Source organism: Nocardia sp. NPDC057353, from assembly GCF_042667085.1.
Classification (GTDB): domain Bacteria; phylum Actinomycetota; class Actinomycetes; order Mycobacteriales; family Mycobacteriaceae; genus Nocardia.
Genome location: NZ_JBHVAK010000049.1, coordinates 39,611 through 56,877 on the forward strand (window position 1 = coordinate 39,611; position 17,267 = coordinate 56,877).

A 17,267-nucleotide genomic window follows, 5' to 3' on the forward strand; every position below is an offset into this window, starting at 1 on the left:
GTGACGGTAACTGCCGTGTGACGGAACCGCCAGTGGTCGGCGGGGCGCACCCGCTTCCTACACTGGGCGGCATGGACGCCGCCGCATGGGACGAGCGCTACGCCAGCACCGAACTCGTCTGGGGCGCCCCGCCGAACAGCACCGTGGTCGAGCACATCCACGGCCTGGAGCGCACCGCGGCCCCGCCGCCCGACCCGGACGGCACCGTGCCGGAGCTGCCGCGCGCGCTCGACCTGGCCTGCGGCGAGGGGCGGAACGCGCTGTGGCTGGCCACACACGGGTGGCAGGTGCGCGCGGTGGACTGGTCGCAGGTTGCGGTGGACAAGGGGCGGACCGTCGCGACCCGGCTCTCCCGCTCGGTGCGGTCCAGGATCAGCTGGGAGTGCGCCGACGTCACCGACACCGCGGCGCTCAGCGGGCGGTACGAGCTGGTGCTCATGGTGTTCCTGCACCTGCCGCCGGAGCAGCGGCGCGCGCTGGTGCGCCGGGCCGCGGGTGCGCTGACGCCCGGCGGGACGCTGCTGGTGCTCGGGCACGACACCACCAACATCAGCGACGGGTACGGGGGGCCGCAGGACCCGGCCATCCTGTTCACGCCCGACGACATCAGGGCGGATCTGGGGCCGCTGTCCGCGCGGATCCGAATCGCGGTGGCAGAGCGGGTTCTCCGTCCGACGGAGGAGCGGGACGCCATCGACGCGCTCGTGGTCGCGAAGCGAAAAGAAGATTCACCCGGGGACTGACGTCCCCGGACCCCTCTCCGCCCAGCGGCGGAGCCAGGGCTCGACGACCGCTTCGATCTCGTCGAACCCGCGGCGGAACGAGTGCGGCTGCCCCGTGATCACGTGCAGCTCCGCCACGTCACCGGCGTCCGGGATGCCGAACGGATCGCTGCCGCCGTTGATCACCACCACCTCGGCCTCCGCCGCGGCCAGCAGCTCCTCGCGGCGTGAACGCTCCGGCTTCCCCGGCGGGTGCAGCGGGAAGGAGAGCGCGAGCACGCCGACCGCGCCGACCGCGGTGGCGGTCCGACAGGCGACCCGCGCCCCATTGCTGCGCCCGCCCTGCACCAGCGGCAGCGGCCCGTAGCGCGCGCGGAGCGCGGCGACGACCTCGAGCCAGGCCGCGTCCTGCTTCTCCGCCGACCCTGGCGCCCTCGCCCCGGCCACCCGGTACGGCTGCAGCACCCGCGCCACCGCGGCGCCGCAGCGAACTGCCAGGTCACGCACGGTGAGCAGGTCCCTGGCGTCGACTCCACCGCCCGCGCCGTGGGTGAGCAGCACCAGCAGCGACGGCTCCTCGACGGCGTCGATCTCGACCTCGGCGGGCCCCGCACAGGTGTCGATGCGCACGAGCAACGGTAACGACTCGATGTTCCGCACATCACATCGACCCATTCCACTTTGCTACTTCATTACCAGCCAGTAATATGGAGAGTAAGTTACCCGCGAGTAGCTGAAGCATGGGCGGGAACGGCAGACAACCGACCGCACCAACTCAACGGAGAGTGAGTACCGACATGGGTCACTACAAGAGCAACATCCGCGACCTGGAGTTCAACCTCTTCGAGGTACTGGGCCTGGAGTCGCTGCTGGAGACCGGCGCCTGGGGCGACCTGGACGCCGACACCGTGCGCGAGATGCTCAACGAGGTGCGTCGCCTGGCCGAGGGCCCGCTGGGCGAGTCCTTCGCCGAGACCGACCGCACTCCCCCGACCTTCGACCCCGAGACCCACACCGTGCACCTGCCGGAGCCCTTCAAGAAGAGCTACCGCGCGATGCAGGACGGCGGCTGGGACCGGCTCGGCGTACCGGAGGAGCTCGGCGGCCTGCCGATGCCGCGCGCCGCGTACTGGGCCTTCGCCGAGCTGATCCTCGGCGCCCAGCCCGCCGCCTTCATGTACGCCGCAGGCTCCGGCTTCTCGCAGATCTTCCACGACAACGGCACCGACGAGCAGAAGGAATGGGCCAAGATCGTCGCCGAGCAGGGCTGGGGCGCCACCATGGTGCTCACCGAGCCCGACGCGGGCTCCGACGTCGGCGCGGGCCGCACCAAGGCGATCAAGCAGGAGGACGGCTCCTGGCACATCGAGGGCGTCAAGCGCTTCATCACCAACGGCGACTCCGACGACCTCTTCCCGAACATCATGCACCTGGTGCTGGCCCGCCCCGAGGGCGCCGGGCCGGGCACCAAGGGGCTCTCGCTCTTCTTCGTGCCCAAGTTCCACTTCGACCCGAAGACCGGCGAGCGCGGCGAGCGCAACGGCGTCTTCGTGACCGGGCTGGAGCACAAGATGGGGCTCAAGGCCTCCTCCACCTGCGAGGTGACCTTCGGCGGGCACGGCGTCCCGGCCAAGGGCTGGCTGGTCGGCGAGGTGCACAACGGCATCGCGCAGATGTTCAACGTCATCGAGCACGCCCGCATGATGGTCGGCACCAAGGCCATCGCCACGCTCTCCACCGGCTACCTGAACGCGCTCGACTACGCCAAGCAGCGGGTGCAGGGCGCCGACCTGACCAAGATGGCCGACAAGGCCGCGCCGCGCGTGACCATCACCCACCACCCGGACGTGCGCCGCAGCCTGATGACCCAGAAGGCGTACGCCGAGGGGCTGCGCGCCGTCTACCTCTACACCGCCGCGCACCAGGACGCCGCGCTCGCCGAGCGGGTCTCCGGCGCGGACGCCGACCTCGCGGCGCGCGTCAACGACCTGCTGCTGCCGATCGTCAAGGGCGTCGGCTCCGAGCGGGCCTACCAGTACCTGACCGATTCGCTGCAGACCCTCGGCGGCTCCGGCTTCCTGCAGGACTACCCGATCGAGCAGTACATCCGGGACGCCAAGATCGACTCGCTCTACGAGGGCACCACCGCCATCCAGGCGCAGGACTTCTTCTTCCGCAAGATCGCCCGCGACCGCGGCGTCGCGCTCGGGCACGTCGCCGGGCAGGTGCAGAAGTTCATCGACTCGGAGGCGGGCAACGGCAGGCTCAAGGGTGAGCGCAAGCTGCTCGCCACCGCGCTGGAGGACGTGCAGGCCATGGCCGCCACCCTCACCGGGCACCTGATGGCCGCCCAGGAGGACTCGGCCGAGCTCTACAAGGTCGGCCTCGGTTCCGTGCGCTTCCTGCTCGCCGTCGGCGACCTGCTCATCGGCTGGCAGCTGCTGCGCCACGCCGAGCTGGCGATCACCGCGCTGGACAACGGCGCGGGCAAGGACGAGGCCTTCTACACCGGCAAGGTCGCGGTTGCGCAGTTCTTCGCGCGCAACGTGCTGCCGGAGCTGACCGCCACCCGCGCCGTGCTCGCCACGCTGGACAACGAGATCATGGAGCTCGACGAAGCGGCCTTCTGAGCGCGGAGTTCGTAGCGGCGACGGTCCGGCAGCTGCCGGGCCGTCGCCTTTTTTCGGGTCCGGCAGGCAGAATGGGCACGCATCCCGGCCAAGCAGAAGGGACCCGCCCCTGATGAAACGCCCACTGACAGCCCTGGTCACCGCCGGTGTGGCCCTGACGCTAGCGGTGACCGCCGGCGCGCCCGCCGGGGCCGACCCGAACAACGTCAACCCCATTCCCGGCATGAACGGCCAACCGCGCGGGCTGCCCGCGCTGCCCGGCCCGACCGAGGCCGTCTTCCAGGTCACCGGCATGGACAGCCCGAACCGCACCGAGCGGTACAACATGCTCGGCACCGACCTCGGCGTCATGTGGGACGGCAACGGCACGCTCTTCACCGCCTTCGGCGACAGCGCCGGGCTCGGCATCCCGAACCTGCTCGCGGGCAGCGTGTGGGCCTGGACCAGCAACGCACTGTTCCGCAGCGCCAACCACGACCCCTCGGACGGGCTGCGCTTCGACAGCTTCGTCCCGAATCCGCTGCCAAGCCCCAAGATCCCCGGCATCGAGATCAGCCTGATCCCCACCGCGGGCGTCGAGGTCGGCGGGGCGCAGTACCTGAGCATGATGTCGGTGCGGGCCTGGGGTGACCACGGCAAGTGGGATACCAACTTCGCCACCCTCGCCGTCTCGCACGACCACGGGCAGAACTGGACGCCGCTCACCACCACCCGGCGGGCGAACGTGGACGGCCACGAGCGGTTCCAGCAGAACGCCTTCCTGAAGCGGGACGGCTTCGTCTACCGCTACGGCACCCCGGCGGGCCGGAACAACCCCGGGTTCGTCTCCCGGGTGCGGGAGCCGGAGATCGCGAACATCGACGCCTACGAGTACTGGGACGGCAAGGAGTGGAGACTCAACGACCCGCTCGCCTCCGCGCCGATCCTGGACGGCGTCGCCGAGCTCTCGGTGAACTGGAGCAGCTACCTCGGCAAGTACGTCATGACCACCACCGACCCCACCAACTCGGTGGTCGCGCGCACCGCCGACGCCCCGGAGGGGCCGTGGAGCGCGCCGCGCGTGCTGGTCGACACCCGTGACCTGCCGAGTTCCTACGCCCCGATGATCTGGCCCTACCAGACCGGCGACGACCTGTACTACCTGCTCACCGTGCACAACCAGTACAACGTGCTGCTCATGCGCACGCCGCTGGACGCCCTGCGCTGAACGCAGCGAATCGCCCCGCCGCGGGGAGCTCCGCGGCGGGGCGATCGGGGGGCGGGTCAGCCGATGCCGCTGTCCGCGCCGCCGCCGGTGGAGGAGCCGGTGCCGAGCAGCCCGAGCAGCGCGGTGAGCAGCACCGTCAGGCTGTCGCCCTGGCTCGGCGGCGGGGTGGAGGGGGTGGCGGAGGCCAGCCCGGCACCGAACATCAGCCCGGTGGCGGCGAGGACGGTGACGGCGGCGGCACGTACCTTCATGGAGCGATCCCATCTTCGATCTGAAACGGCGGCATTTCGCCGTCCGTGCGGATTGTCTACCAGAGATGCCGGGCAGGCAGACCGGTTTGTCGGGATGTCAATCGAAGTTCCTTCGCACCTACCTGCTGACGAGTTCTCCGCCTGCCCCCTAAGATCGGGGCGCATCCAGGGGAGCGAAGGGGAGGGCCGTGGCAGCCGACGAACGGGAACCGGTGCGGATCGGCATCGTCGAGGATCACGCCGTCATGGTGGCCGGGCTGCGGAACATCCTCGCCCCGCACCCGGAGCTGCGCATCGAGGCCGCCGCCGACACCGTGAAAGAGCTGCTGGCCCAGCGGGTCCCGCTCGACCTGGTGATCCTCGACCTGCGGCTGACCGACGGCTCGTCGCCGGGCGACAATGTGCACCGGCTGCAGGAGGCCGGGCTGCGCACCCTGGTCTACACCTCGGGCGAGGACCCGTACCTCATGCGCGCGGCGGCCAGGGCGGGCGTCGGCGGGATGGTGCTGAAGTCGGAGCCGCCGGAGCGGGTGGTCGAGGCGGTGCGCGCCGCCGCCCGCGAGGACGGCGAGCTCGGCACCGAGCTGGCGCTCGCCATCGACAGCGACGAGGAGTTCGCGGTCGACCTGCCGCCGCAGCTGCGCCAGGTGCTGGAGCTCTACGCCTCGGGCGAGACGGCGGCCAGGGTGGCGCACCTGATGGATATCGCCGAGGACACCGTCACCGAGTACCTCAAGCGCATCCGCAAGAAGTACGAGGCCGCGGGGCGCCCCTCCGGAAACCGCGCGGAGCTGCTGAAACGAGCCGTGGAGGACGGATGGTTGCCCATTCCGCGCCGCCGGAGGAGGTGAGCACCGAGCTGCGCATGAAGCGGCTCTTCGCCCGCTTCGTCGCCTTCGGCTACCTGGCCTACCTGCTCGTCCTCACCTCGGATATCGCGGACAGCGCGAGGTCGACCGCGGACTGGTGGCTGCCGCTCGCGGTCTTCGCGGTCTTCGCCCCCGCGCTCGGGCTGGTGGTGGCCGCGGCCCCGGAGCGGCCGCACCGGCTCGGCGTCGCGGTCTCCACGGTCGCCGCGGGCTTCCTGCTCGCGCTCGCCACCTGGCCGCTCGCCTGGGACGGGCGCGAGGTCGACATCGACCACGGCTTCTGGCTCTCCACCATCCCCGGGCTGCCCGCGCTCGCCGTCGCCATCGTCTGGCCGCCGCTGCCGACCATCGCGCTGCTCGTCACCGCCACCGTCGGCGCCCAGCTCGCCAATGCCGCGCTCCGGGTGAACCCGCCGAACCCGCTCATCGAGATCCCCTGGTCCATCTCCTTCACCCTGATCTACACCTGCGCCGCCCTGATGGCGCTGCGCACCGCGCGGCTGCTCGACCGCACCCGCTCCTCCGCCGAGGCCACCGCCGCCACCGCATCGGCCCGCGAGGCCCAGCAGGTCGAGCGCGGCCGGATCGACGGCCTGACCCACGACTGGGTGATGAGCGCGCTGCTCGCCGTCGGCCGCACCCCCGACGACCCCGGCGTCGTGCGCCAGGCGGAGGAGGCGATCCGCCAGGTCGAGCAGCTGCGCTCCGGACTCAGCGACGCCCCCTTCGACGCGGAAGCCGCTGCCGCGCACCTGCGCTCGGCCGCCACCGCGGTCGACGCCCAGCTCGGCATCGAGCTCGAGGTGGACTCGGAGAGCTCCTACCCCGCCGAGGTGGTGCGCGCCATGGGCGCCGCGCTCGCCGAGGCGCTGCGAAACAGCCTGCGGCACGCGGGGACCGGTGCCGCCCGCGCCGTCGCGCTGCGCGTCGGGCCGCGCTCGCTCACCGCCGTCGTCACCGACGACGGCCGCGGCTTCGACCCCGCCGCCGTGCCGCCGGAGCGGTTCGGCGTGCGCGTCGGCATCCAGGGGCGTATGCGGCAGCTGCCCGGCGGCGGCGCCGCCATCACCTCGGCGCCCGGGGTCGGCACCAGCATCCGGCTCACCTGGCAGGCGGCATGAGCGGCGGCGCCTGGACCCTGCTCGGCGCCCGCACCTGGGTGGCCTGGCTGCTGGCGGGCTGCTACCTGGCCGCCACCGTCGCGCAGCCGCTCGCCTCCTGGGGTGCGTACACCTGCCACTGGGCCGTCGTCGGCGCCATCGCGCTCTTCGTCCTGGCCGGAGTGGTCCTGATCGCCACCCCCGGTGATCCCCTGCCGCTCTGGGCGACGATCGTGATCGTGCTCGCCTGCCCGCTCGCCTGCGCGCTCCAGTTCAGCGCCATTGCGCTGCCGGTGCAGACGTCGCACCAGCTGTGGCCGGTCGGGGCCTCGGTGCTGCCCTACACGTTCCTCTGCGTGCGCCGCCGGATCCTGGCGGGGTGGATCGGCGGGATTTCGCTCACGCTGGTCAGTCTGGCGTGGACCGGGCTCACCGGGCAGCCCGCGGGTACCGCCATCTCGATCTCGATCCTGAACGCGGGCCCGCTCATGATGAGCACGCTCTTCGCCGTCACCATCGTGCCAGCGGCGGACACCATCTACCGGCTGCGGGCCGAGAACACGCGGCGGGCAGCCGACGATGCCGCCGCCGGAGCGGCGCTCGCTGTTCGGGATGCGCGGTTACGCCGACTGGACCGGCTCGTTCGCCCGGCGCTGGATCGAATCGCCGCCGGGCCGCCTTTCCTGGACGCGGAGATCTCCGGATTCCTGGTGCTGGAGGCGCATCTGCGGGACACGCTGCGGGCACCGGGGCTGGTCGGGGCGGAGCTGGACGCCGCTGTCCGGGCGGCTCGTGAACGCGGAGTCCGGGTGCGGCTGCACGACGACGGCGGGTTGACCGGATCGGATCCGGTGGTACGGGAACGGATTCACCAGCGGATCGTCGCGGAGGTGAACGGGGTCACCGACGGGACGGTGACAGTGCGGATCCTGCCGCCAGGGCGGCGGCGGGCGGTCACCGTGGTGAGTTCAGGGGCAGAGGCGGCGCGGCGGCTGGATCTCGGCCGTGACGGGGCCCTTACCCAGCCTGCGAAAAGTGCCTGAAGATCGTGGGGCACCGCTACTCGGCCTTATAGATAGGCAGCGTCGTCCGACCGTCGCTCATTCATCCCTCTCGGGCGGTGAACGCAGGATGCCCCGCTCTCGAATCGAGAGCGGGGCATCGGAAGATCTCGCACGGCCTGTCGCGGAGGCCCTCCGCGGTGGGCGGGGATCTGTGCGCGGGTACTAGTTGGTGCCGGCGCCGGCGCCGGTGCCGGGGGTCTCGGCGCCCGCGGAGCCGGTGATCAGCGCCTGCAGGAGGGCGGGGAGGCCCTCGGCGGAGCCGGTGCCGGGCTCCTCGTCCTGGATGGCCTGCGCGGTGTTTCCGGCCGGGGTCTCGGTGCCCGCGCCGGCGGAGCCGGTGGAGAGCAGTTCGATCAGCGCGGGCAGCGCCTCGGCCGAGCCGGTGCCCGCCGGGGTCTCGTCCTGGGCGGACGCCAGCCCGCCACCCGCGAGCGCGATGCCCGCGGCCGCAGCGAGAACGATGCCGAACGAACGAATCTTGGTCATGTTTTGTGCCCCTCGAAGGTTTCCCTGAACGCCCACCGTGTGTGAGCGACGAGCTTTTCTACCACGCCGCTCCGGCAAATTGCAGCCCCTTCCCAGCAATCGATTGCTTCGAAGTTGCCAGATTCCTCGATATGAAATCTTTCAAATTGCTACACAGCAGCAGCACCGACGCGGCGGCGACCCCACCCACCTGCACTTATATATTTTCGGCTCGCGTACATAGCCCCAGAAATAGTGGCATCAACCCGAAGTTCACTCGGCGCCCCGCCCCGAGAACTCAGGGCGGTCGGCAACCTCGGACATAGAGTGATCTATGTCACTCGTCTTCTTTCGGTTCTTCGTCCTTCTTCTCGCACTTGACCACCGGTACCGGGTCGTATTTGACCGTGCGGGTGTGCCGGGAGATTTCCTGGCCGGTCTTGGCGTCGCGAATGATGCGGGTATCCGAGATGGTGAAACCGGGGGCGCCCGATGAGGCGATGCAGTCCTTGCCCTCGGGCAGGGTGACGGTGGTCGGCTCGGTGGGCTTGGTGCGTTCGCCGGTGATGGACTCGACGTTCACCGTCTTGGTGCCCCAGAGGCGGACGGTGATATCCGAACCGCCCGCCAGAGTTTCGATATAGATACCGGTTTCGGTGTTGTTCCGGAATTGCAGATCGATCGCGCCGTCGAAAACCGTTGCCTCGCGGGCGGCCGGGTAGCGCGAGATGTAGTAGCTGTGCTCGGTGTGGCCCGCGTCCTCCATTCCGGCGAAGTACGCGGCGTTGTAGAGGGTGGTGGCGAACTGGCTGATGCCGCCGCCGACGGCGGTGCTCGGCCTGCCGTGGTCGATGATGCCGGACTCCACATAACCCTCGGCGGCGCCGCGGGGACCGGTGAATTCATTGAGCGAGAAGGTGTCGCCCGGCTTCACCACGGCGCCGTTCACGCGGGCGGCGACGGTGCGGATGTTCACGCCGGAGGGGCCGCTGAAGCCGCTGGTGGTGAACTGGCCGACCGGCTCCACGATCCGCAGCGCCTCGGCGGCCTGGGTGGTGAGCTTCGGTTCGACCTTCTCGTAGACCGCGGGGCCGGTGCGGCCCGCGCCGGAGGCGACGGCGAGCGCGGCCAGCTGCTCCAGGGTCTTGGGCCAGTTCACCTTCTCGCCGACGATGCCGGGCACCACCCTGGCCGCGCCGCCGCCGACGGCAAAGGTCGCGTCCTTCGGCTCGACCTCGGAGGCGGCCAGCTGCGGGGCGAGCAGGCCGGTGAGCGCGGGCACGTCGAAGACCGGGGCGAGGCCGCCGGAGCCGTCCGGGGCGAAGGTGAGCACGGTGGCGGTCTGGGCGGGGGTCAGCTCGGCGTCGCCGTCCCGGCCCGCGAAGCGGATGGGGGCGCTCACCGCGGGTTGGGCCACGGCGCGCAGGGTCTCGTCCACGGCCTCGGGGCGCACGGTGAGCGGGGCGGGCATGACCGGGAGGTCGAGTGTCTGTGCGGTCACCCAGCCGTCGAGCAGGGTGTCGCGGGCGCCCGCGCCGTCCAGGACCCGGCCCTGCGTCGGCGGGACGCCGACCGGGCGGGAACCGTCGAAGCGGATGGTGCCCTCGACGGTCGGGATGTCGTGCACCCGGAGCCGGGTGAAGGTGCCCTCCAGCGCGGCCTCGTCCACCGCGGTGGCCATCGGGACATCGCGGGTGGTGAAGAAGGAGGCGAGTCGGGTGAAGGGGTTGGCGGGCTGGTCGCCGACCCTGGCCCAGGTGCCGTCCCAGTCGATCTGCAGCCCTGCGGCGGCCGGGACGATCTGCTCCCGGACGTCGGCGATGGTGAGGTCGAGGGGCTGGTCGGCGCGGGCCTCGAAGCGGGAGCGGAGGACGACGTCGGCCTTGGCGGTGTCCATGCCGCCGACGTCGACACCGGCCACGACGGTGCCGCGCGGCACCTGGCCGGAGGAGAGGAACCAGTCGGCGGCGTAGCCGAGTGCGGCCACGGCGAGCACCGCGCCCGCGGCGATGCCCGCCTTGCGGCCGGTGTCCGACTTGAGGAAGTCGGTGAAGGTGCTGGGCCCGCTGCCGCGCGGGGGGCGGTTGTTCCCGGCCGCGCGGGAACGGGCGGCGTTCCGGGGGCGGGGGGCACCGGGGCGGGGGGCCCCGGCGCGGGCGCCGCTGTCGGACCTGGGGTCGGGGTAGGAACCGTGCGGGGGGCGCCCGCCGCCCGGGTTCGGGTCGGGCCGACCGCCGAACGTGCCGGTTTCCGGATGCCCACCATAAGGACTGTCTCCGAGCCGCCCCCCGGAGGGGCCGGTCTCGAGGCGAGCACCACCGTAGGGATCGTCTCCGGACGGACCGGCCTCGGGCCGCGCACCACCGTAGGGGCCGTCTCCGGGACGACCGTCGGACGGGCCGCCGGTCTCGGGCCGCGCACCACCGTAGGGACTGTCGCCGGGTCGACCACCGGACGAGCCTGCGTCAGGACGGGGCCCGCCGAACAGATCGGCAGCCGGACGAGCACCGCCGAACTGCCTGTCCTCGGGCCGACCGCCGAGGGAGCCTGCCTGGGGCTGACCGCCGCCGAAGGAGCCGGTCTCGGGATGGCCACCTGCCACACCCTGCGTGCCCGCACCGGACTCCGGCTGATCCGGCTCGCCCCAGAAGGCGAACCCGGCCCCGGCACTGCGCACCGGCGCCCCCCGCCGCGAACTCGGCATGGGCTGGGTCGAGCCGTGCGGATTCCACGCCTCGAGCTCCTCGGTCGCCGGCTCCCCCTGGATCGCCGGGGGTTCGCCGCGACCGCGCGGCGCCTGCGCCGGATTCCGAGGGTTGGCGAACTGCTCGGTGGGGTAATGATCGGTGGGTGACACCGGAGCGGAGGGAGCGGCACCCGGATCGGGAACCTGGGTACCTTCGAGGAGCCTGCGCAACCCCACTTCGGTCCCGGAACGGCGGTCGCGCCGCCCCGAACTCGACTCGTCGGTCACGAACGGTCCTCCCCGCTGGGATGCACTTGTCGGGCCCGCCCGGTGCGGGCCCATGCCCACGATAATGGGCCACCCCGACGTCAGCAGCACGGGCGAGCGGTGGCAAATCACCCGCAACGCCGGTGGCCGACACGCCGAAAGGCTCCGCGCAGTTGCCGGGTCGGGGGTCTGGCAACTACGCGGAGCCAACCTGCATATCGGCACCCCGCACGGGGCGTTACACCCCGCCGGAAAAAATATTCGGGTTTCGCCCGAGCACACCGGCGTGCGAGTTGCGGCCCCGGGGCGGAAGAATCGAGGCCACGGCCCCCGGGTCGTCGCAAGCGCAGCCACGGGCACCGACGAACGAGGAGTGGAACGGCATGCAGCTGGGAATGATCGGCCTCGGCCGGATGGGGGCGAACATCGTCCGCCGGGTCGTCGCGGACGGGCACACCGCCGTCGGCCTCGACCGGCAGCACAGCAACATCGAAGCGCTCACCTCCGAGCTCGGCGGCACCTTCACCGGGACCACCGAACTGGCCGACTTCGTCGGTGCGCTGCAGGCCCCGCGGGTGGTGTGGGTGATGATCCCGGCCGGGGCGACCGGCGCCGTCATCGACCAGGTCGCCGAGCTGCTCGAGCCCGGTGACATCGTCATCGACGGCGGCAACAGCCGCTACCACGAGGACATCGCGCGGGCCGCCAAGCTGAAGCCGCAGGGGCTGCACTACGTCGACATCGGCACCTCGGGCGGGGTCTTCGGCCGCACCCGCGGGTTCTGCCTGATGATCGGCGGCGAGGCGGAGGCGGTCGCGCACCTCGACCCGCTGCTGAAGTCCATCGCCCCCGGGGTCGAGGCCGCCGAGCGCACCCCCGGCCGCACCGGCGAGCCCGCCCCCGCCGAGCAGGGGTACCTGCACTGCGGTCCGGCGGGCGCGGGCCACTTCGTGAAGATGGTGCACAACGGCATCGAGTACGGCGCGATGGCCGCATACGCCGAGGGGCTCAACATCCTGCACCGGGCGAACCTCGGCACGGTCGACCCGAAGGAGTTCTCCGCCGAGGAGACGCCGCTGGAGCGGCCCGAGCTGTACCGCTACGACCTGGATGTGCCGGAGATCACCGAGGTGTGGCGGCGCGGGTCGGTCGTCGCCTCCTGGTTGCTCGACCTCACCGCCGCCGAACTACACGCCGACCCGAATCTGGACGCCTTCGGCGGGCGGGTCTCCGATTCCGGGGAGGGGCGGTGGACGCTCGACGCCGCCATCGATACCGGCGTCCCGGTCCCGGTCCTGGCCTCGGCGCTGTTCGCGCGGTTCTCCTCGCGGGGGGAGGCGGTGTACGCGGACAAGGTGTTGTCGGCGATGCGGAAGGCGTTCGGAGGGCATGAGGAGTTGGCCGGAGGGTGAATCGGCAGGATTCTGCCGATCCGACAGGTGACTTCGGGGTAACCGCCGCCGATCTCTAAGATCCCGCGGATGCGCAGCACAGTGGGGGGACAGCGCGAGGTGCTGGCGGCGGCCTACCGGAACGCTCGGGGGCCGGTCGCTTACCTGGACGAGTCATATCAGGTGGTGAACGCCGATGTCACGGTCGACAACACCTTCTACATCCTGACGGCGGTAATAGTCGGATTCGACGAGATGGCGGAGCTCCGGCGCGGGTTGCGGGAAATCGCAGGCGGGGACTGGTGGCACACGACGGAGGCACTGCAGCGCGACGACGGCCGAGACCGGACCGAAGACATGCTCGGTTTCCTGGCCGACGGCCCGGAGACGTGCGTACTCGCCCTGCGCGCCCCGATCGAGGCTGGGGATACGACCGGAGAGTCCGCGCGTCGGAGCTGCTACCGGGGCCTCACCATACGGCTCGCCAACGGCGGTGACGACTGGGCCGCCACCGACCTGATGGTGTTGGAGCAGCGCAACCAGCAAACGCTGCGGGCCGCGGACGAGCGGACTCACCGCGAACTGCTCGGCGACGGGTTGATTCCCCGCGGCACCAGACTGCTGCAGACCTCACCTGCGGCCGAACGGCTGCTGTGGCTCCCGGATCTGATCTCGTCCGCCTATCGCCGATCGCTCACGCACAGCGACCGCACCGGGAAGTTCTTCGGCCTGATCGAGGCTCGGGTGCACTTCGCGCCACCGCTGGACTGACGAACTCGGAGACAAGCAGGCCCCCGGCTGCCGTAGCTACACCGGGGGCCGGACCGGCTGTCCGAGGCGAACCTCAGAGGACCGGCTCCTTGCTCCAGATCACTCTAGCACGCTGGGTGTTTCGAGCATTCCCACCGAGCTAGCGCTCGATGATCGCCACGACCCCCTGCCCACCGGCGGCACAGATGGAGACCAGCGCCCGACCCCCACCGTTCTCGGCGAGCAACTTGGCGGTCGAGGCCACGATCCGCCCGCCGGTGGCGGCGAACGGGTGCCCGGCGGCGAGGGAGGAGCCGTTGACGTTGAGCTTGCTGCGGTCGATGGCGCCGAGCGCGCCGTCGAGGCCGAGCCGCTCCTTGCAGTAGGCGTCGGACTCCCAGGCAGCGAGGGTGCAGAGGACGACGGAGGCGAAGGCCTCGTGGATCTCGTAGTAGTCGAAGTCCTGCAGGGTGAGGCCGTTGCGGGCGAGCAGCCGCGGGACGGCGTAGGTGGGGGCCATGAGCAGGCCGTCGGGGCCGTGGATGTAGTCGACGGCGGCGACCTCGCTGTCCACCAGGTGCGCGAGGACGGGCAGGTTGCGCTCGGCGGCCCACTCCTCGCTGGACAGCAGGACGGCGGAGGCGCCGTCGGTGAGCGGGGTGGAGTTGCCCGCGGTCATGGTGGCGCCGCCCGCCTTGACGCCGAAGACCGGCTTCAGGGTGGCGAGCTTCTCCACGGTGGAGCCGGGACGCAGGTTGTCGTCCCTGGTCAGGCCGAGGAAGGGGGTGATGAGGTCGTCGAAGAAGCCGCGGTCGTAGGCGGCGGCCATGTTCTTGTGCGAGAGGTAGGCGAGCTCGTCCTGCGCCTCGCGGGCGATGCCGAACTCCTTCGCCGTGATGGCGGCGTGCTCACCCATGGAGAGCCCGGTGCGCGGCTCGGCATTGCGCGGGATCTCGATGCCGACCATGCCTGGACGCAGCTTGCCGACCAACTTGGCGCGGTCCTTGCCGGTCTTGGCGCGGTTGATGTCGAGCATCCACTCGCGCATCCCCTCGCTGACGCCGATCGGCGCGTCCGAGGTGGTGTCGGTGCCGCCGCCGATGCCCGCCTCGATGCGGCCCAGCGCGATGGCGTCGCCGACGGTGACCACGGCCTGCAGGCCGGTGCCGCAGGCGAGCTGCAGGTCGTGCGCGGGGGTGTAGGGCGAGAGGGTGCTGCCGAGCACGCTCTCCCGGATCAGGCTGTGCTCGCCGACCCGCTTGAGCACCGCGCCGCCCGCCACCATCCCGAGCCGCTCGCCCTGCAGGCCGAACCGGCTGACCAGCCCGTCCAGCGCGGCGGTGAACATGTCCTGGTTGGAGGCGTGCGCATAGGCCTTGTCGGAACGGGCAAACGGAATGCGGTTGCCGCCCACGATCGCGACCGGGCGCGTGGACGTGTTCTTGGCTGAGGTGGTCACTCGAGTCTCCCCGTCGTGGTCGGTCGGTGTTTACACTAAACTTACTCTGGAGTAAGTTATTTGTCGACACAGCACCCCAGCACGCCGACACCCGAGAGAATAGGTAGGAACAGTGGCCAAGTCCTCTGCCGCCAAAGGTGCGCCCAACCTCTACGGCTCCTTCGTCCACTCCGGTCCGGGCAAGTTCCTGGCGGGAAAGCTGGGGCTGCCGCAGCCGGAGGCGCTGCGCCGCTACCAGCAGGGTGAACCGGCGCTGCCCGGCCCGGTGCTGCTCGGCGGCAAGGGCCGGGTAGCCGAGCCGATCCGGGCGCTGCTCACCGACTACACCTTCGCCGACACGCTCGCCCAGGGCACCAAGTACGGCGCGCTGGTCTTCGACGCCACCGGCATCGGCACCGTGGAGGAGCTGTCGCAGCTCTTCGAGTTCTTCCAGCCGGCCATGCGCAGCATCGCGCCGTCCGGCCGGGTGGTCGTGGTCGGCACGACCCCGGAGTTGACCGCTTCGGCCGACGAGCAGATCGCGCAGCGCGCGCTGGAGGGCTTCACCCGCAGCGTCGGCAAGGAGCTGCTCCGCGGCGGCACCGCGCAGCTGGTCTACCTGCACCCGGAGGCGGCGCCCGCCGCGACCGGGCTGGAGTCGACGCTGCGCTTCCTGCTCTCCGCCAAGTCCGCGTTCGTGGACGGCCAGGTCATCCGGGTCGGCAAGGACGACGCCGCGGTCACCGGGCTGGACTGGGACCGCCCGCTGGCGGGCAAGGTCGCCGTGGTCACCGGCGCGGCACGCGGCATCGGCGCCACCATCGCCGAGGTCTTCGCGCGCGACGGCGCCACCGTGATCGTGGCCGACATCCCGGCCGCGGGCGAGGCGCTCTCGCAGACCGCGAACAAGGTCGGCGGCACCGCGCTGGCGCTGGACGTCACCGCGCCGGACGCCGCCGAGAAGCTGGCCGAGTTCGTCACCGCCCGCTTCGGCAAGCTCGACATCATCGTGCACAACGCCGGCATCACCCGGGACAAGCTGCTCGCCAATATGGACGAGGGCCGCTGGAACGCCGTCATCAACGTCAACCTGGCGGCGCCGCACCGGATCACCGAGGGGCTGGTGGCGCGCGGCGTGCTCGCCGAGGGCGGCCGGGTGATCGATGTCTCCTCGATCGCGGGCATCGCGGGCAACCGCGGCCAGACCAACTACGGCGCCTCCAAGGCGGGCGTGATCGGCATGGTGAACGCCGAGGCGCCGAAGCTGGCGGAGAAGGGCATCACCATCAACGCGGTGGCGCCCGGCTTCATCGAGACCGCCATGACCGCGGCCATCCCGGTCGCCACCCGCGAGGGCGGGCGGCTGCTCAGCTCGCTGCTGCAGGGCGGGCAGACCGTCGACGTCGCCGAGGCCATCGCCTACTTCGCCGGTCCGGCCTCGAACGCGGTGAACGGCAATATCCTCCGCGTCTGCGGCCAGGCCATGATCGGGGCGTGACGGTGCCCGTGACCAAAGGGACCCACGTGATCACCCTCGACCAGCCGAAATCGAACGGCAGCCTGTACCTGAAGGCAGCGCTCGGCGCGCTGCCGCTCGGCAAGCGCAGCTCCGCCATCCCGGACCGGGCCATCAAGCTGGACGGCCTGCGGGTCGATCCGGAGCACCTGGCCGCGTACTGCCGGGCCACCGGGCTGCGCTTCAGCGACGCGCTGCCGCTGACCTACCCGTTCATCCTCACCTTCCCGGTGGTGATGCAGCTGGTGGTGCCGCGCGACTTCCCGTTCGTCGCGGTCGGTGCGGTGCACGCGGAGAACCTGATCGAGCGGACCAGGGACATCTCGGTGGCCGAGCCGCTGGACGTCACCGCGCACATCGAGAACCTGCGCGAGCACCCGAAGGGGCTGCTGGTCGACGCGATCAGCGAGATCCGGGTGGGGCGCGAGCTGGTGTGGCGGCAGGTCACGACCTTCCTGCACCAGCAGCGCACCTCGCTCTCCGGCGGGCCGAAGGCCGAGCCGAAGCCGGACGAGGTCCCGCCGCCGCCGCTGCTCACGTGGCGGCCGGACCAGCAGCAGATCAACCGGTACGCGGCCGCCTCCGGTGACCGCAACCCGATCCACGTCTCGGCGCTCGGCGCCAAGGCGTTCGGGTTCCCCAAGCCGATCGCGCACGGCATGTGGTCGGCGGCGAAGATCCTCGGGGCGGTCGAGGGGCGGGTGCCGGGCAAGGTGGCGTACGCGGTGAAGTTCGGGAAGCCGATCCTGCTGCCGTCGGCGGTGAACGTCTACGCCGACAAGGTCGAGGGTGGGTGGGATCTCGCCCTGCGGAATCCGAAGAAGGGGTATCCGCACCTGACCGGAACCCTGCGCTGAGTTTCGCCGCCTCCGGCGGCGGAAGACGAGGGGCCGCACCTCCCAGGGGGGAGG

General features: G+C 71.2%; 15 protein-coding genes. 10 read left to right on the forward strand and 5 right to left on the reverse strand.

Annotated elements, in window-relative coordinates:
• The first annotated feature begins 71 nt into the window (after window positions 1-71).
• The gene (locus ACFUUZ_RS23260) at window positions 72-743 is read left to right on the forward strand and encodes a class I SAM-dependent methyltransferase (RefSeq protein WP_378699518.1); all 672 of its coding nucleotides are present in this window, start codon (window positions 72-74) and stop codon (window positions 741-743) included.
• Here the strand turns inward: ACFUUZ_RS23260 and ACFUUZ_RS23265 are convergent.
• Window positions 729-1,352 carry an alpha/beta family hydrolase gene (locus ACFUUZ_RS23265; protein ID WP_378699520.1) on the reverse strand — a complete coding sequence of 208 codons (624 nt, stop codon included), beginning with the start codon at window positions 1,350-1,352 and terminating at the stop codon, window positions 729-731. The two genes, ACFUUZ_RS23260 and ACFUUZ_RS23265, sit on opposite strands and share 15 nt — an antisense overlap.
• A 167-nt stretch (window positions 1,353-1,519) precedes the next feature.
• Between ACFUUZ_RS23265 and ACFUUZ_RS23270 the strand changes: the two genes are divergently transcribed.
• Window positions 1,520-3,352, forward strand: a complete 1,833-nt coding sequence (locus ACFUUZ_RS23270) for an acyl-CoA dehydrogenase (protein ID WP_378699522.1) — start codon at window positions 1,520-1,522, stop codon at window positions 3,350-3,352.
• A gap of 112 nt (window positions 3,353-3,464) precedes the next feature.
• Window positions 3,465-4,559, forward strand: a complete 1,095-nt coding sequence (locus ACFUUZ_RS23275; RefSeq protein WP_378699524.1) for a DUF4185 domain-containing protein — start codon at window positions 3,465-3,467, stop codon at window positions 4,557-4,559.
• A gap of 56 nt (window positions 4,560-4,615) precedes the next feature.
• Here ACFUUZ_RS23275 and ACFUUZ_RS23280 read toward each other — a convergent pair whose 3' ends face one another.
• A complete protein-coding gene (locus ACFUUZ_RS23280; RefSeq protein ID WP_357017450.1) occupies window positions 4,616-4,810 on the reverse strand; it encodes a hypothetical protein in 195 nt (64 codons plus the stop codon).
• Between the two features lie 188 nt (window positions 4,811-4,998).
• Here ACFUUZ_RS23280 and ACFUUZ_RS23285 point away from each other — a divergent pair, with 188 nt between their 5' ends.
• Genes ACFUUZ_RS23285 through ACFUUZ_RS23295 form a run of 3 tightly spaced genes read left to right on the forward strand, consistent with a single transcriptional unit; the run spans window position 4,999 to window position 7,822 of the window.
• Window positions 4,999-5,661 (forward strand): response regulator, encoded by a 663-nt coding sequence (locus ACFUUZ_RS23285; protein WP_378699526.1) that lies wholly within the window; start codon window positions 4,999-5,001, stop codon window positions 5,659-5,661.
• The gene (locus tag ACFUUZ_RS23290; protein ID WP_378699529.1) at window positions 5,628-6,800 is read left to right on the forward strand and encodes a sensor histidine kinase; all 1,173 of its coding nucleotides are present in this window, start codon (window positions 5,628-5,630) and stop codon (window positions 6,798-6,800) included. The genes ACFUUZ_RS23285 and ACFUUZ_RS23290 overlap by 34 nt, the downstream gene beginning before the upstream one ends.
• A complete protein-coding gene (locus ACFUUZ_RS23295; RefSeq protein ID WP_378699531.1) occupies window positions 6,797-7,822 on the forward strand; it encodes a hypothetical protein in 1,026 nt (341 codons plus the stop codon). The genes ACFUUZ_RS23290 and ACFUUZ_RS23295 overlap by 4 nt, the downstream gene beginning before the upstream one ends.
• A gap of 183 nt (window positions 7,823-8,005) precedes the next feature.
• Here ACFUUZ_RS23295 and ACFUUZ_RS23300 read toward each other — a convergent pair whose 3' ends face one another.
• Window positions 8,006-8,329, reverse strand: a complete 324-nt coding sequence (locus tag ACFUUZ_RS23300) for a hypothetical protein (protein WP_378699533.1) — start codon at window positions 8,327-8,329, stop codon at window positions 8,006-8,008.
• A 316-nt stretch (window positions 8,330-8,645) separates the two neighbouring features.
• Window positions 8,646-10,295 (reverse strand): VanW family protein, encoded by a 1,650-nt coding sequence (locus ACFUUZ_RS23305; RefSeq protein ID WP_378699535.1) that lies wholly within the window; start codon window positions 10,293-10,295, stop codon window positions 8,646-8,648.
• Between the two features lie 1,349 nt (window positions 10,296-11,644).
• Between ACFUUZ_RS23305 and gnd the strand changes: the two genes are divergently transcribed.
• Together gnd and ACFUUZ_RS23315 are read left to right on the forward strand one after the other, a co-directional pair.
• The gene (gene gnd, locus ACFUUZ_RS23310) at window positions 11,645-12,673 is read left to right on the forward strand and encodes a phosphogluconate dehydrogenase (NAD(+)-dependent, decarboxylating) (RefSeq protein ID WP_378699536.1); all 1,029 of its coding nucleotides are present in this window, start codon (window positions 11,645-11,647) and stop codon (window positions 12,671-12,673) included.
• A gap of 165 nt (window positions 12,674-12,838) precedes the next feature.
• A complete protein-coding gene (locus tag ACFUUZ_RS23315) occupies window positions 12,839-13,423 on the forward strand; it encodes a hypothetical protein (RefSeq protein WP_378699538.1) in 585 nt (194 codons plus the stop codon).
• 139 nt (window positions 13,424-13,562) lie between these two features.
• Here the strand turns inward: ACFUUZ_RS23315 and ACFUUZ_RS23320 are convergent, their stop codons facing one another.
• Window positions 13,563-14,861 carry an acetyl-CoA C-acetyltransferase gene (locus ACFUUZ_RS23320; protein WP_378699539.1) on the reverse strand — a complete coding sequence of 433 codons (1,299 nt, stop codon included), beginning with the start codon at window positions 14,859-14,861 and terminating at the stop codon, window positions 13,563-13,565.
• A 112-nt stretch (window positions 14,862-14,973) separates the two neighbouring features.
• On the opposite strand from ACFUUZ_RS23320, the gene ACFUUZ_RS23325 reads away from it, so the two are divergent.
• Together ACFUUZ_RS23325 and ACFUUZ_RS23330 are read left to right on the forward strand one after the other, a co-directional pair.
• Entirely contained in the window at window positions 14,974-16,338 is a 1,365-nt protein-coding gene (locus ACFUUZ_RS23325) for a 3-oxoacyl-ACP reductase (protein WP_378699541.1), read from the forward strand.
• A 26-nt stretch (window positions 16,339-16,364) separates the two neighbouring features.
• The gene (locus ACFUUZ_RS23330) at window positions 16,365-17,213 is read left to right on the forward strand and encodes a MaoC family dehydratase (RefSeq protein ID WP_378699545.1); all 849 of its coding nucleotides are present in this window, start codon (window positions 16,365-16,367) and stop codon (window positions 17,211-17,213) included.
• Window positions 17,214-17,267 lie beyond the last annotated feature (54 nt).